This is a genomic window from Mannheimia haemolytica (genome assembly GCA_900638155.1).
Lineage (GTDB): Bacteria > Pseudomonadota > Gammaproteobacteria > Enterobacterales > Pasteurellaceae > Mannheimia > Mannheimia glucosida.
Genome location: LR134495.1, coordinates 498,922 through 514,574 on the forward strand (window position 1 = coordinate 498,922; position 15,653 = coordinate 514,574).

13 protein-coding genes are annotated in these 15,653 nt (G+C 33.7%); 4 read left to right on the forward strand and 9 right to left on the reverse strand.

What is annotated here, in order from left to right:
* Nucleotides 1-11: 11 nt before the first annotated feature.
* The 9 genes from EL242_RS02655 to EL242_RS02695 form a co-directional block, all read right to left on the reverse strand.
* On the reverse strand, nt 12-1,664 hold the full coding sequence (locus EL242_RS02655) for a phospho-sugar mutase (RefSeq protein ID WP_126301384.1): 1,653 nt from the start codon (nt 1,662-1,664) through the stop codon (nt 12-14).
* Between the two features lie 219 nt (nt 1,665-1,883).
* Nucleotides 1,884-3,101, reverse strand: coding sequence for a capsule biosynthesis protein (locus EL242_RS02660; RefSeq protein ID WP_126301385.1), 1,218 nt, complete (start codon nt 3,099-3,101; stop codon nt 1,884-1,886).
* An 18-nt stretch (nt 3,102-3,119) separates the two neighbouring features.
* A complete protein-coding gene (locus EL242_RS02665; protein ID WP_126301386.1) occupies nt 3,120-5,210 on the reverse strand; it encodes a capsular polysaccharide biosynthesis protein in 2,091 nt (696 codons plus the stop codon).
* A 25-nt stretch (nt 5,211-5,235) separates the two neighbouring features.
* Nucleotides 5,236-6,387: a UDP-galactopyranose mutase gene (gene glf, locus EL242_RS02670; RefSeq protein WP_126301387.1), complete on the reverse strand. Its 1,152-nt coding sequence runs from the start codon at nt 6,385-6,387 to the stop codon at nt 5,236-5,238.
* Nucleotides 6,388-6,436: 49 nt separating this feature from the next.
* Entirely contained in the window at nt 6,437-7,366 is a 930-nt protein-coding gene (locus tag EL242_RS02675) for a glycosyltransferase (RefSeq protein ID WP_126301388.1), read from the reverse strand.
* Nucleotides 7,367-7,372: 6 nt separating this feature from the next.
* Nucleotides 7,373-8,095, reverse strand: a complete 723-nt coding sequence (locus tag EL242_RS02680; RefSeq protein ID WP_126301389.1) for a hypothetical protein — start codon at nt 8,093-8,095, stop codon at nt 7,373-7,375.
* 30 nt (nt 8,096-8,125) lie between these two features.
* Complete coding sequence (locus EL242_RS02685) at nt 8,126-8,845, reverse strand: hypothetical protein (RefSeq protein ID WP_126301390.1); 720 nt, start codon at nt 8,843-8,845, stop codon at nt 8,126-8,128.
* A 17-nt stretch (nt 8,846-8,862) separates the two neighbouring features.
* On the reverse strand, nt 8,863-9,603 hold the full coding sequence (locus EL242_RS02690; protein ID WP_126301391.1) for a hypothetical protein: 741 nt from the start codon (nt 9,601-9,603) through the stop codon (nt 8,863-8,865).
* 106 nt (nt 9,604-9,709) lie between these two features.
* Nucleotides 9,710-11,470, reverse strand: a complete 1,761-nt coding sequence (locus EL242_RS02695; RefSeq protein ID WP_126301392.1) for a glycosyltransferase — start codon at nt 11,468-11,470, stop codon at nt 9,710-9,712.
* 305 nt (nt 11,471-11,775) lie between these two features.
* Between EL242_RS02695 and EL242_RS02700 the strand changes: the two genes are divergently transcribed.
* From EL242_RS02700 to EL242_RS02715, 4 genes are all read left to right on the forward strand, one after another.
* Nucleotides 11,776-12,954, forward strand: coding sequence for a polysaccharide biosynthesis/export family protein (locus tag EL242_RS02700; protein ID WP_126302699.1), 1,179 nt, complete (start codon nt 11,776-11,778; stop codon nt 12,952-12,954).
* A 72-nt stretch (nt 12,955-13,026) separates the two neighbouring features.
* A complete protein-coding gene (locus EL242_RS02705) occupies nt 13,027-14,130 on the forward strand; it encodes a capsule biosynthesis protein (protein ID WP_126301393.1) in 1,104 nt (367 codons plus the stop codon).
* On the forward strand, nt 14,130-14,927 hold the full coding sequence (locus EL242_RS02710; RefSeq protein WP_126301394.1) for an ABC transporter permease: 798 nt from the start codon (nt 14,130-14,132) through the stop codon (nt 14,925-14,927). Before EL242_RS02705 ends, EL242_RS02710 begins: the two co-directional genes overlap by 1 nt.
* Complete coding sequence (locus tag EL242_RS02715) at nt 14,924-15,571, forward strand: ABC transporter ATP-binding protein (protein ID WP_126301395.1); 648 nt, start codon at nt 14,924-14,926, stop codon at nt 15,569-15,571. Before EL242_RS02710 ends, EL242_RS02715 begins: the two co-directional genes overlap by 4 nt.
* The last annotated feature ends 82 nt before the right edge of the window (nt 15,572-15,653 follow it).

A 15,653-nucleotide genomic window follows, 5' to 3' on the forward strand; every position in this document is an offset into this window, starting at 1 on the left:
AATTAATGCCATTAGCAGTCTTGTTTGCCGTATTCTTCTTGGCGAAGCAGCGAACGCACGCTTTCGTCAAACTGAGCCAACACTTGCTCTGCGTTTTCAGCGTCTTTGCCTCGAGCATCTAAATAGAATTTAATTTTCGGCTCAGTACCTGAAGGGCGAGCAATCAAGCGGCTGCCATTTTCCAACACAAACACTAAAATATCATTTTGGCGTGTGGTTTTGGTATGGTCGATAAACTCAGCCACTTTAAAGCCACCAATTTCGCTTGGCGGATTGTTGCGTAACGCCGTCATTAATTTGCCGATTTCGGCTAAATCGCAAACTCTTATCGAAATTTGACCGCTTACATAAGCTCCAAACTCTTTTACAAACTCGGCGGTGTAATCCGCAAGGGTTTTGCCCTCTTGTTTGAGGCTGCAAACTAAGTCTAAGAACATAATAGCAGCGGAAATACCGTCTTTATCACGCACTTTGTCTGGGTCAACCAAATAACCTAAGGCTTCTTCAAAACCAAATAATAGGTTTTCGACTTTGCCGATATATTTAAAGCCGGTTAAGGTTTCTTCCGAGCTTAGACCATATTTTTTCGCAATTTCAGCTAACGCCGGAGAGGATACTAACGAGCAAGCCAACACGCCTTGTTTACCTTGTGCGTGGAATTGTTTGGCTAAATACCAGCCTAAGAAGCAACCGATCACGTTGCCGTGCAGTGGTTTCCAATTGCCTTGTGCATCAGGCACGGCTACCGCTAAACGGTCAGCATCCGGGTCGTTGGCGATAATAAATTCGGCATTTTTCTCTTTCGCCAGTTTAATCGCTAAATCTAACGCCCCTTTCTCTTCCGGGTTCGGGAAATTAACCGTTGGGAATGAACCGTCCGGCTGAATCTGCTCACTAACTAAATGCGGTTGTGGTAAGCCGGCTTTTTCTAACGTTTTGCTTAACACTTCATAGCCCACACCGTGCATTGCGGTGTAAACGTAGTTTATTTCGGCTTTTGGCTGTTTGGCTAGTGAGGCGGTTTTCTCAATATAAGCATTTACCACTTCATCGTCTAACACCGTGAAATCTTGGCTACGAGGTAAATCACGAATATCGCCTGCTGCTACTTTATCAATCAGAGCAGCAATTTCTTTATCTGCCGGCGAAACAATTTGTCCACCACCGTTGGCTTTACCTAAATAAACTTTATAGCCGTTATCTTCCGGTGGGTTGTGGCTTGCTGTTACCATCACACCGGCTGTGGTATCAAAATATTGAATCGCATAGGCAAGCACTGGTGTTGGCAATTTGCGAGGAAGCAGGTACGTTTTAATGCCTGCCGCTGCCATAATTTCAGCGGTGTCACGGGCAAACACATCGGAATTTTTACGACCGTCATAACCAATCACAATTGACGGTTCTTTATCATAACCTTTAATAAACTCAGCTAAACCACCGGCAGCTTGTGCCACTAAAACACGGTTCATTCCCATTGAGCCGGCTTGTAAGCGACCACGTAAACCCGCCGTACCAAACTGCAGACGTCCGTCAAAACGAGCGGTTAATTCTGCTTTTGCTTTCTCATCCGATTCTGCCGCTTGAATTAACTGCTCTAATTCCGCACGGGTTTCCGCATCGGGGTCTTGGGCAAGCCAGTTTTGGGCAACGTCAAAAATAGTCATTTTTTTACTCCTATGTAATTTAATTATCCTGTTTAGATTAGACTAAAGTGCCTTGATTTAAAAGGCTCTCTTTGCTTTTTTGTGATCTAGTTATCAAATAAAAAACAAGCAAACGGTTGCTATTTCTATTTTAGATGATAAAAAAGAACAAGCGGTCATATTTCACAAGTTTTTCGCAAAAAACTCTCAAAATATAACCGCTTGTATAACCTTGTATCGTTATGATTTATTGTAAGGATATCGAAGAATCACTTTATTATAAAAATTACCGTTAATGTGTGTTTTATGTAAATGATATTGCCTATATCCTTTAAAAACCTCAGTATTTGGTGGTTGTGGATTGATCCAAAAAGCAGCTAAGTCTTGTTGATCTGTTAAGCCATCAAAATCATAGTTAGCTCTACCTAAGGTTTTCACCGGCATATTGTGTAACAATGCGGAAAGGCCACTTGTTGAATTCAATGTCACCATACCTTTTCCATGTCGTAAAAATACCGGTAAAGGAACATCGTGAATATAAAAAACTCTGCCGTTTAATTGAGGATATTTTTCCAAGAATTCATAAATCACTATTTTATAATCTATAAACCCTCTATCCATTGGGTGATGTTTAATAATTAAATTCAAATGTGTTGGTGCGAACTTAGCAAAGGAATTTAATACTTCTCTTAAAAAAACCTCAACGCTTTTTTGGTCACAATGTACTCTCACTTGAGTATCATCATAAACCTGTAATGGCACGATGAAAAATTCACCGAACTCGCCTTGCTCAACCCGCTTTGCAAAACCACTATCATGTACCCAGTAACGAAGTCTCTTAATAGCCGATCTTGTCCACAAATTAACGTAATATCCTATATTGATAAAACGGTGATGTTGATATTTAGAGTAAATTTTTCGCTTTTTATAGGCATTCCAATAATAGAATATTGCTTTGCTTGCCATCTTTTTAAAACCTTTAGACACTTTTTCAGGCTCATTTAACTTAGGTAATGTCGAATAAGGCAAAAAGAAAGATGAATTTCTTTGTAGAGGAGAAAATGCGTTTACACCCCATTTTTCAAGTGTAATATATTCGGGGCGGAAATATCCTTCTTCAAACGCCCAGAAAATAATATCCAATTTTTGGCAAACATTTTTAGCTACCTTATGGTAATAACGATTATCGCCAAAACATAATATATTATCTATTTGATGCTTTTTACAAAAATCAATTAAATAATCTTCAAAACTATCTAAGTTTTCATAATAAGGAAATGTATTAGCTTTATTATTTGGATAAAAATACTCATCTCCACCATTAAAATTTAATTTGAATACCGTTTTTTTCTCACTTTCTAGCCAAAGTGCAAAATCAGTAAAAAAAGAACCTATTGGGCCTTGCAATAATAAAATACGCTGACTATTATTAATTAGCTCATCTAAATAATGTTCCATTCCAAATTCCTTGCACGGCTATTTAGTATTAGATGTATATTTAAACGCTCGATAAAGATGTTGTAGCTTCCCATACTGTTTACTTACCCAAGAACGTTTAATTTCTTGATTCACTAGATTATTTTTTTGTTTTTCCAATAAATTTATTGCTTGATTGGCATCAATAAATCTTCCTTGTATCGGATCAACATACAGAGGATAATATATTAATGTTGCTGCAATTAACTGTGGTAATGTTAAAGATTTACCCCTGCGTTCCAACTTCAATAAATCTTCCGTCAATCCCCAACCTGCATAGAACGGTAACCCATAACAATATACTTTTTTACCTCTTAATAGTGCCTCAAAACCGGCTAAAGAAGTCATTGTATGTACTTCATCAACTTTAAGAATACAATCTAAAATATTGGCGTTATCTATAATTTGATCAGCAAACTGAAGTGTTTCCTTCGTTACAATTTGGCCAACCCGATTACCACTTACGACATCAGGATGAGGCTTATAAATAATATACGCATCCGGATTCAATTCCCTGACTTTTCTCAGTAAATCCGCATTTTTCTTAATTTGTGGAGAGCCTGATTTGATCGAAGCGTCATCTTCTACCTGCCCCGGTACAAGAATTATTTTTTTACCTTGAGCATTAAATTTTACATCGCCACCGCCCACATTATATTTTCCAATATGGCTAACCACTAATTTCTGCCTTAATGTTTCAGCATAAGACAAATCAGTTTCAGAAAAATGCTCTGCACTCAATAAAATTTGTTCTAATCGTGAAGTGTTCTCTGCATTAAAATAAATGCCTAAATCATCGACTACTAAAGAAAGCGGTGCAACTAAATTAGCGCCTAGTCCGACAGAGCGAATGAATCCATCTTCCATTCTTAACAATGGAATATTATTCTGCTGTGCAAATTGCAAGACATCCGCTTTACCATTGCTCCAAACTAAAATTTTTGCATTATCTGCAAGCGGTCGTTTTTTTAAAGAATTTAGCGAACGAACAAAATGTAATCGACATTGTGGCAAATTAAAAAACGGCTTAATTACCGCCTGTTTCCATAGCGACATACCAATACAGTATAGATTCCCACTTAAGCGCTGATTTAATCTTTTGGCTTTATATAGATAATCGATGACATCAAAAATAGAGCCTTTCTCACCGGTATTCGGATTAATATAACGGCTGTAATCAAAATACGCCGCATAAAAAAGTTGCAGTAATGAACGATCTTTCCGTCTATTTTGTTGAACTAATAGTTGAACAGCTTCGTTACGATCATCTGTTACCCCCCAACCGGCAAACCAAGGCACACCAAAGGTAATCACTTTTTTGCCTAAGAGTAACGCTTCAAACCCCATTTGCGAAGTTACGCAATAGACTTTCTCACACCATTTAATCAAACTTGCAGGATTCACATCTTCGGTGATAATACGGACTCTCTCAGCATATTGTGACAAATCGGTCAAGTAGCCTTTTTTCTTGCCACTTAATACATCAGGGTGGGTTTTTACCCAAATTTGAGCCCCTGGATTTTCACGGATTGCCGCTTCCAACATTTTATTGAAATCAACTTCACTTGCCTGACCATATTTCACCGCCATATCTCCAAAGGTTTGGTCAATAACTAACACAATTTTTTCTTTGGCAGAGGGGATTTCACTAAAATCTAATGCGTGATTATATTTAGAAAGCTGATAAGTTAAGATTTGGTACAAAGCTTTCTCTGCAAGCTTAATTTGCTCTTGATCCTGCAAAGGTTGTTCAAGCAGGAATTTTTCTAAACGGGAAGGACGAGTAGTATCGTAATAAATCCCAATATCGTCATACACTAAAGAAAAAGGCGGATAGCCTTTTACACCTAATCCTAATGAGCGTAAAAAGCCGTCCTCTAATGCGACATAGGGAATGTGGTGTTTTTTTGCATAATCCCTTGCTTTTACCGTTGAAGGGCGAAGCCCCCAGCCGATGATTTGATCTACTTTAGTTTTAGAAATAAACTTAACAGTAAAATAAGATTTTTGGATTAGAATGCTTTCAGGTAAAAAACTCTGCAAAAAAGGGATTTTAAAAATCCCTTGAGAAAAGATAAAAGAATGATACATTTTCAATGTAAATAATTCAGGTAATTTAAATATCCATATTCACATAGAACGGTTCAAAAGCTTTATTTTCTTTAATAGAATCTTTAATTTTGTCTGCTGTTTCTAAAGCTTCTTTAATTGTTACATCCATATCCAAATAACGATAAGTGCCCAAGCGTCCAACAAATGTTACTTGGGTTTCGTCATTTGCTTTTTCTACATATTGACTTAATAAAGCTTTGTCTTTCACTAAACGAATAGGGTAATAAGGAATGTCTTTTTCTTCACAGAAACGACTATACTCTTTATAACAAATAGTCTTTTTGTGTTGTTCCCAAGGAGCAAAATGCTTATGCTCAGAAATTCGAGTATATGGAACTTCTTCATCTCCATAATTGATTACTGCATTACCCTGATAATCTCCTTCTGTTCTGAATACCTCAAAGTCTAATGTTCTATAACCTAAACGACCAAGCTCAAAATCAAAATAAGCATCAAGTGGTCCAGACCAAAAAATATGATCAAATTCAGTTTTCATTTTTGAGTTGAAAGGAGTATTAAGACGAATTTGAATATTTTCATGTTTTAAAATGTTTTCTACGATTGCTGTATATCCATCTTTTGGCATACCTTGGAATTTATGAGCAAAATAATTATCATCATAGTTAAAACGAACAGGTAAACGTTTTAGAATACTTGCTGGTAATTCCTTTGGTTCTACACCCCACTGTTTTTTGGTATATCCATAGAAAAAAGCCTTATACAGATCTTTACCAACAAAACGCATCGCTTGCTCTTCAAAGGTTTGAGGATCTTCAATAGATAAATCAGCTTGGCTCTCAATTAAGGATTTCGCCTCTATTGGAGAACAAGTTTTACCAAAAAATTGATTAATTGTGTGCAAATTAATTGGAAGGGAATAAACAGCTCCTTGGCTAATCGTTTTTACTCGATTAACAAATGGCATCCACTCACCAAACTTATTAACGTAATTCCAAACTCGCTCATTATCAGTATGGAAAATGTGAGGACCATAAATATGCACCATTACATTTGTTTCAGAATCACGTTCAGAATAGCAATTTCCAGCTATATGATCTCGTTGATCAATGACAGTAACTTGGTAACCTTGCTCTGCTAGTTCTCTCGCAATGACTGCATTTGAAAAACCAGCTCCAACTAATAAAAATGTTTTCATCAGAACCTTACCTCTAAAATAATTAACTCTTTGATATGAAAAAATAGAATTACAATAGAATCCTATTCAAAAATTTTAAATCATTTTTCATTATACCTAATATCCCAAAGGAAGAAGATATTAAGTAATTGTAACATCCTCTAAAATCCAAATTTCTATGAATTAGATAAAAAAACATATAATTTATGGATTCTATAAAAATTTTTCTTATTCTTTTAAAACCTTTAAGATTTGTTCTATACATATAGAATTTATTTCTAATAGAAAAGAAATTCTTAATTTTATTATCTATATGATAAAACACGTTATTACCAACTTTATATCTTTCATTTAAAGATGTTGGATGACATACATAATTTTCTGTTATTACTCCTAATTTAAACCCATACTTAATAATTCTTTTCTTATATTCAACTTCATCACCTCGAATAAAAAATATAGGGTTGGGATAACCAATAGTCTTGATTACGTTACAATCAAATAATGAACCATTAAATAATTTCAGGTCATCTCTAATGAGTTTATGTTTTTTGATCTCATTTAAATCACTATATTTTATTCCTTCTATATTATAAAGAAATGCTGTTTTACTCCGGTTTTTAATGTCAACAACAATAGGAGCAATAACATCTAAATCATACTCAATTTTCTTATTCAGTAATATTTTTATAAAATCATCACTTTCTAATACTGCATCATCATCTAAAGTAATTACGAAATCACTGGAGATATTTATTGCCTCTTGTAACCCTATATTAAAACCACCTGCTCCACCAATATTTTCTTTGGCTACATGTAAAGTAATTTTTAGAATTGTAATATAGTTATTAATAATTGCTACTGTTTGATCGGTACTCGCAGTATCAACTATTATAACATTATTAGCTTTAACACTTTGCGATAATATACGTTCCAGTAATCTACCGATAACACTCTCAGAATTATGGGTTACTATAACAATAGATATATTTTTTCCCATTTTTTATTATCTACAAGTCCTTGGGCGAGGTTTGCCTGTTTTTAAAATAACATCAGGAGCATATCCTAAATGCTCATATAATTCTCGATGTTTAGGTATTCTCATCTTTAGCATTCCCTCTATATTATTAATATGATTATATACAATCTCTTGAGATTTAATATAATCAAGATGATGATCATCATTTTTTCTAACAAAGCGAGGAGCACTAATTGGGTTATTATTTGAATCTATTAATGCATATAAGCAATTAATGGTTGGAATAATCTCTGAAATTCTATTTGCAAAATCTAACATCAAATTTCCTCTTACTTTGTATGGTAAAGGAGGATAATCCCAGTAACCATCTTTAAGACCTGTTGGGGGGGCTGTGAAAACAGCAAAAATATTATAAAATCCCATATTATTCAAGAATTTCTTCAGTTCTAATAGTCCTTCACACATTTCATTTAAAAAAAGAGGAATATCATAATAATGTTGATGATACATTTTATAAGGTAAATTAAAATCAATATCTACATTACCAAAATGAAGAAATATATTTGTGTCTTTAGAAAGACTTTTAAGATAAGGAATATAAGGCTCCATATCTTTATTAGATTTTTTCAAATTTCTTAATCCTCTTGCACTCCAACCAGATGCCCAAAATGGGTAATATTGAGGATTATTCCCAAATATATAATCAAACACTTCGGAGGAAGATGAACCAAAAACAATAATATTACGCATAATTAATCTAAATGATACCTTTTAATAACATTATCTACAAGTCCGTATTCTAGGAGAATTATCCCTTAAAATAGATTTAATATGCTTAGGCACATGTACATACAATTCAGTATGTTTAGGACTCCTTTGTTCTAAAATCCCATCAATTTCTAATAAATTAGAATAAATTACATCTTGTGCTTTTACATAATCAATATGGTGATCATTCTTATTTCTAAAAAATGAATAAGCACAAACAGGATTATCTACCGATTCAATTAAAGAATAAAAACAATCAATCATAGGAATAGACTGAGATAAAATTTTTACAAAATTTAAGTATAAATTTCCTCTTGTTTTATGAGGTAGAGAAGGATATGCCCAATATACATCAGGTAATCTTATAGGAGCTATAGGAAGAGCCGCATATATATTTGAAAAACCTAATTTATTCAGGTAATCTCTCAATGCTAAAATACCTTCACACATTTCCTCTATAAATTTAGGAAAGTTATAAAATCTTTGATTATGGATTTTATAAGGTAGATTAAAATCTACATCTCCAAAGCACAGGATTATATTTGCATCTTTTGATATTTTTGATAAGTAAGGAATATAAGGCTTCATTATATTATTAGACTCTTTTACTTCTCTCAATCCTCTTGCACTCCAGCCAGATGCCCAGAACGGATAATAACTAGGATTGTCACCAAAAATATAATCGAATACCTCAGCTGATGATGTTCCAAAAACTACTAATTCTTTATACATAAATAATCCAACTTAATTTATCTACAGGTATTTTCCCTTGGTTTCTGCTCTTTTCTTACAGTATCAATCCCGACATTTTTATGAATATAATGTACTGTATGTTTAGGATTTCTTTGTGACAGCATACCTTCTAATTCAGATAAGGCAGAATAAATAAGGTCTTGAGCCTCAATAAAATCAATATGGTGGCTAACTCTAGCTCTAGTATAATCAGGCGAACAAACAGGATTTTTATATGATACTATCAGTTTATCTAAGCAATTAATACTAGTTGTCAATTTGCTTACTTCACTCGCAAAATCTAACAACATCTGCCCTCTTATTTTTAGTGGGAAAGGCTTAAACTTAAAACAATTTTCCCAATGGCTATTAGGTAACCAAATAGGAGGAGAAGTAAATATAGGATATATATTTTTAAAACCATAATTATCTTGTAAAAATGATTTAAAAATAATTATGCCATTAATCATTTCTTTTAAAAAAAGAGGGAGATTATAAAATCCAGTATCTCTTGCTAGTATCGGCAAGCCAAATTCTATATCTGTCATACCAAAATGAAGTAGTATAATAGTATCTTTAGGTAACCCTTCTAGAGTAGAAGCATAAGGCTTAATATCTATATCAGAATGTTTAATTTGGTTTAAGCTTCTCGCACTCCAACCCGATGCCCAAAATGGGTAATAGTTTTTATTCTTTCCAAAAATATAATCAAATATTTCTGCGGAAGAGTCTCCAAAAACAACTAGTGGTTTTTCCATTAATATATTCCTTCTTACTAGCGTATAAATTTTTGAAATCATAGCATCTATAGTTTATTGCTATTAAATATACATCCTACTATAAATAATAGAATGTATATAGGCATTATGAAAATATAGTCTTCCAGAAACTAAATTCCTTATATTCGCTGATTTTACTCCAATTATTTTCTTTAATTGCATTAATATAAGTTTTTCTTGCCTTTAATATTTCTGAAAGTAATTGACGGAAAGTTTCCTTATCAGGTGAATATAGGTATAAATAGCTTTGGATTCCATTAGTCTTAATATAAGGTTTGCAGGAAACATTTTGAGGAGCAACATCTCTATCCCATAAATGTTTAGCTTTATGTTTAGAAAAATCATTCATATAGAGTAACATTGTCTGTTTGGCGAAATTAATTCTCCGCTCTGTCGAAATCCATTTTGGCTTTAATTCATTGTTACTAGTTGGATTAAATACTGTGCTTTCTAAACTTACTGGAGCAAATTTTTTGGCTATATCACTAACCTTTTTATGAATTTCATTCGATGGAACATCAAATAATGCAGTTCCTTTAGCAAAATCATTAATAGCCTCTAAAATTAATTTAACAGACTGATAATCATGGCATAATAAAAGATTATAAATTTTTAAGAATAATTTATTCACATTTTCACTTTTTAATTGCTCATAGCTACTTGTTAAAATCATTCTATTTCTAAAATCATAATAAGTTTGCCAGCCCCCTATTTTGGCATAGAATGGTTCGTGCCATAAAGCAACTCCAGGCAAACCGACAGTTTCTACACCACTATTTTTTAATCGCAATCCATACTCTAAGTCATCACCACGAATAAAAATTGGAGCTGGAAGATTAATTTCTGCTATTTTCTTAGTAGGAATCATACAGAACCACCAAGCATTATAATCAATCTTTGTTACTTTATTGAATAGATGAAAATTCGCCATATCAGCAACATCTAAATTATGAAAAATTGCTTTTATATTGCCATTATCATCTAATTTTCCACCATATTCGTGCATAAAGTTAGGTCTTAATAGGTCTAACATTTGTCCACCGACTGCGATTTCTTTTTTAGATAGACTTGCAAAACAAAATGCTGTTTTGATGACATTTGCATCAAGTATGATGTCATCGTCCATTAACAAATGGAGATCAGATATCTCATTTTGAGAGGCTTCATACAATGTTCTAGTAAATCCTCCTGCTCCACCTAAATTATCTTGTTTATAGACTTGAATTAGGGTTGGATTAGACTCTATTAATTTAACTAGCTTCTTATTGGAAAATAGATTTCCTTGGTTAACAATAATAATCTTACTTAAGTTTGGAAGCTTTTTAGAAAGATCTAATAATGACTCTAAATTCTGACACAAGAAATCTTCCTTATTAAAAGTACATAATCCAATACTTAATTTTTTCTCAATAGTATCAGGAATACAAAATTCAATAGATTCAATTTCAGTATTAGTATTTCTAGAATCTATATCAATAAAGATGCGACCAGTATCAGGAATTAAATCATCCAAAGATAAATTCAACTCTATTGTTTTCATTTCAGATGAAATCAAATGCGAGTCTAATAGTAGGTAGCATCCATTCATAGGGCTATCTCTATAAATAGATACAACACAATCGCCTTTAAATTTTACAGATAGGATAACAGATGAAAGAGTAGTATATTGCTTCCAATAACTTTCATAAAAAGAATTTAAGTAACTATTAAAAGATACTTTTGAGTTAGGATGTAAAATCAAAGAAGAATTGAGCAAATCATAACGACCATATAGAAGATTTAAATATAATTTTTTAACCTTTTCTAAATTAGATCTAGGAAATTGTAAAGATTGAATAGAAAACATAATAACCCTAATAAAAATTTAGACTTAATGAAAATACTAGTTAACAATATCTTCAATTAGAATTTAGCTACAATTTTATCTTGTAAAAAACTTGTAAAAAAGATATTACTAAATATCTAGTTTGTAGATAAGACAATGTTATACCATATTATCCCTCAAAGAAACATACTTTAAAATCCCTTGAAATATTGATAAATCGACCTTACCTTTTATGGATGGATTTAATATCAATATGTTCCCTAGAATAAAAAGATATATGGTATACTATTCATACTCATACCTCAATAGTAGTTAAAATTATGCATATGAATATTAACAAAATAACCTCTATTTTAGTAATGATAACCTTACTTTCTGCTTGTTCTAGCTTACCTACCTCGGGTCCAAGTTATAGTGAAGTCTTATCAAGTAATGAAAATACATCTGAAACACAGTTGCCTGAAGTCAATTTAATCAAGTTAGATAACATCACCGTACAAAACTTATACCAAGCTCAACAATCTCAACGTTTTTCCGGCTTTGATGGAACAATGGGTGTAGGAGGTTATGCCGGAACAGTGAATGTCGGTGATGTGTTGGAAATATCAATTTGGGAAGCTCCACCTGCCGTGCTATTTGGTGGAACATTTAGTGCTGAAGGGCAAGGTAACGGGCATTTAACCCAATTACCACAGCAAATGGTAAATAAAAACGGAACAGTTACAGTGCCTTTTATCGGTAACATTAAAGTGGCAGGGAAAACACCTGAAGCAATTCAGAACCAAATTGTCGGAACATTGAGCCGTAAAGCCAATCAGCCTCAAGCATTAGTTCGTATTGCGAATAACTTATCGTCTGATGTTACGGTTATCCGCCAAGGAAATAGCATTCGTATGCCATTAAGTGCCAATAATGAGCGTATTTTAGATGCAGTTGCGGCAGTAGGCGGTACAAGCGAAAATATTGAAGATGTAACAGTTCGTTTAACACGTGGAAATAAAGTGCGTTCAATGGCGTTCGAAACATTAATTGCCGACCCCTCACAAAATATTACATTACGTTCAGGTGATGTTGTAGCCTTAATGAATACCCCTTATAGCTTTACCGGATTAGGTGCTGTAGGTAATAATCAACAAATGCGTTTTTCAAGTAAGGGGATAACGCTTGCCGAAGCTATTGGTAAAATGGGGGGATTAATTGATGAACGTTCAGACCCTCGAGGTGTTTTTGTATTCCGCCATATTCCATTTACGCAATTAGATTATAACGATCAATCTTTATGGCGTGAAAAAGGTTATACAGAAGGAATGGATGTGCCAACCGTTTATCAGGTGAATTTATTAGAACCACAATCAATGTTTTTATTACAGCGTTTCCCAATTCAGGATAAAGATATTGTTTATGTATCAAATGCACCTTTGTCTGAATTCCAAAAATTCTTAAGAATGATTTTTTCGATTACATCACCTATTACAGGTACAGCAAATACGATCAGAACTTTTTAATCATTGATTAAAAATATATTTGCAAAAAAGCCTAAAAAAATAACCGCTTGTAATCTATTTATTGAGGACATTATGTCAAAAAAGAAAAAAAGTTTTTTAGCCAATCCATTACTTTGGCTAACAGTAATTATTCCAACAGCTTGTGCGAGTATCTATTACACGTTATTTGCTTCTGATATTTATATTTCAGAATCAAGTTTTGTTGTGCGTTCTCCTCGTAATCAATCTAGCTTAACCGGTGTGGGGGCAATATTACAAAACTCAGGCTTTGCCCGTTCACAAGATGATACTTATTCTGTACAGGAATATATGCGTTCGCGTACAGCTTTGGAGCAGCTTGAAACAGAATTACCTGTAAAAAGCTTTTATAGCACACAAGGTGATATTCTAAGCCGTTTTAATGGCTTGGGTTTAAATGATTCGCAAGAGGCATTTTATCGTTATTTTAGAGAGCGTCTTAATATTGATGTTGATGCAATTTCCGGTATTGCTACTTTACGTGTGAGAGCCTTTAATGCTGAAGAAGGGCAACAAATTAATGAAAATCTTCTCAGACAAGGTGAAGATCTGATTAATCGTCTGAACGAGCGAGCCAGAAAGGATACTGTTGAGTTTGCCGAGCATTCAGTTCAAGAAGCTGAAAAAAATGTAGGTGATACAGCTCTCGCATTAAGCCAGTACCGTACAAAAAATAAAATTTATGACTTACCTGCTCAGTCAGGTGTTCAACTTTCGTTAATTTCAACTTTAAAAAGTGAATTAATTCGTGTTGAAACTCAGTTAGCACAACTGCAATCTATTACGCCGGATAATCCTCAGGTAGCCGCACTACAAACAAGACAAAAGAGCTTAAGAAAAGAAATTGATGAGCAATCAAAACAGCTTTCGGGTGGAAGTACATCTGTTGCTACGCAAACCGCTGAATATCAACGTTTAGTATTGGCAAATGAGCTTGCTCAGCAACAACTTGCAGCCGCAATGACTTCATTACAAAATACGCGTAGTGAAGCTGATCGCCAGCAGCTTTATTTAGAGGTGATTGGTAAACCAAGCAAGCCGGATTGGGCATTGGAACCCTACAGAATTTATAATATTATATCAACTTTTTTTATCGGCTTAATTCTATTTGGAGTATTAAGTTTGTTAATAGCAAGTATCAGAGAGCATAAAAACTAATGAGATATGGTGATAATACAACCTTTAAACGTTCCTGTGTGATTCAAAAACGGGTGATTCACGCTCTTTTAATGAGGGAGTTAATTACTCGTTATGGGCGTAAAAATATTGGTTTTTTGTGGCTTTTTGTTGAACCTCTACTATTAACTTTACTTATTGCATTATTATGGACATATAGCAAAGCCGATCAATTTTCTACTCTAAATATAATTGCTTTTATGATTACGGGATACCCTATTACTATGATGTGGAGAAATGCATCTAATCGAGCCAAAGGAGCTATTGAGGCAAATATTAGTCTTCTGTATCATCGAAATGTAAGAGTATTAGATACTATTTTTTCTCGTGTTTTACTGGAGATAGCAGGTGCAACAGTCGCACAAATTTTCATAATAATAGCATTTATTATCCTAGATTGGATTGAGCCTCCTAACGATGTTTTCTATATGCTAGTAGCTTGGATATTAATGGCATTTTTTGCCTTTGGATTAGGATTGATTATTTGTGCTATTACATATTATGTCGAAGCTTTCGGTAAAATATGGGGAATTTTGAGTTTTGTGTTGTTTCCTCTATCTGGTGCAATGTTTTTTGTCCATAATCTCCCCCCTAAAGTACAAGAAATAGCTCTTTGGTTTCCTATGATTCATGGTACAGAAATGTTCCGTAACGGTTATTTTGGAGAAACAGTAATCACTTATGAAAATATTAGCTTTATTATTGTTAGTGATATTATTTTTATTTTCTTGGGATTATTACTAGTGAGGAATTTTAGTAAAGGAATTGAACCAAGATGATTAGTGTTAAAAATGTAAGTAAGCAATATCGAACTAATAATGGTTGGAAAACAGTACTGAAAGATATTAACTTTGACTTACAAAAAGGCGAAAAAGTGGGGATTTTAGGAAGAAATGGCGCGGGAAAATCAACCTTAATTCGTTTAATGAGCGGAGTAGAGCCACCATCAACAGGATCGATAGAACGCAAAATGTCTATTTCTTGGCCCCTGGCATTTAGTGGAGCTTTCCAAGGAAGTTTAACCGGTATGGATAATCTACGGTTTGTAAGTAGAATTTATGGCGCAGACTTCGATTATGTAAAATCCTTTACTGAAGAATTTTCTGAGCTAGGAGAATACTTATATGAGCCGGTCAAAAGCTATTCTTCCGGTATGAAAGCTAGACTTGCTTTTGCCTTATCGCTTTCTATTGAATTTGATTGTTATTTAATTGATGAAATAATAGCTGTTGGAGATGCCCGATTTGCAGCAAAATGTAAGAATGAGCTGTTTGAAAAACGCAAAGACCGATCATTGATATTGGTTTCCCACAGTCCGACATCTATTAAAGAGTATTGCGATTCCGCAATGGTGCTTGAAGAAGGGATAATGCATACCTTTGATTCCATTGAAAGTGCGTATAATTTCTACAACAAAAAGTAAAAAAAACAAGCGGTTATATTTTGAGAGTTTTTTGCAAAAAACTCTCAAAATATAACCGCTTGTCGCTAAAAATTATGTCGAA

Excerpts from the sequence above, each read along its gene's own strand:
- EL242_RS02655 (WP_126301384.1), bottom strand. The coding sequence starts at position 1,664 with ATGACTATTTTTGACGTTGCCCAAAACTGGCTTGCCCAAGACCCCGAT.
- EL242_RS02660 (WP_126301385.1), bottom strand. The coding sequence starts at position 3,101 with ATGGAACATTATTTAGATGAGCTAATTAATAATAGTCAGCGTATTTTA.
- EL242_RS02665 (WP_126301386.1), bottom strand. The coding sequence starts at position 5,210 with ATGTATCATTCTTTTATCTTTTCTCAAGGGATTTTTAAAATCCCTTTT.
- glf (WP_126301387.1), bottom strand. The coding sequence starts at position 6,387 with ATGAAAACATTTTTATTAGTTGGAGCTGGTTTTTCAAATGCAGTCATT.
- EL242_RS02675 (WP_126301388.1), bottom strand. The coding sequence starts at position 7,366 with ATGGGAAAAAATATATCTATTGTTATAGTAACCCATAATTCTGAGAGT.
- EL242_RS02680 (WP_126301389.1), bottom strand. The coding sequence starts at position 8,095 with ATGCGTAATATTATTGTTTTTGGTTCATCTTCCTCCGAAGTGTTTGAT.
- EL242_RS02685 (WP_126301390.1), bottom strand. The coding sequence starts at position 8,845 with ATGTATAAAGAATTAGTAGTTTTTGGAACATCATCAGCTGAGGTATTC.
- EL242_RS02690 (WP_126301391.1), bottom strand. The coding sequence starts at position 9,603 with ATGGAAAAACCACTAGTTGTTTTTGGAGACTCTTCCGCAGAAATATTT.
- EL242_RS02695 (WP_126301392.1), bottom strand. The coding sequence starts at position 11,470 with ATGTTTTCTATTCAATCTTTACAATTTCCTAGATCTAATTTAGAAAAG.
- EL242_RS02700 (WP_126302699.1), top strand. The coding sequence starts at position 11,776 with ATGAATATTAACAAAATAACCTCTATTTTAGTAATGATAACCTTACTT.
- EL242_RS02705 (WP_126301393.1), top strand. The coding sequence starts at position 13,027 with ATGTCAAAAAAGAAAAAAAGTTTTTTAGCCAATCCATTACTTTGGCTA.
- EL242_RS02710 (WP_126301394.1), top strand. The coding sequence starts at position 14,130 with ATGAGATATGGTGATAATACAACCTTTAAACGTTCCTGTGTGATTCAA.
- EL242_RS02715 (WP_126301395.1), top strand. The coding sequence starts at position 14,924 with ATGATTAGTGTTAAAAATGTAAGTAAGCAATATCGAACTAATAATGGT.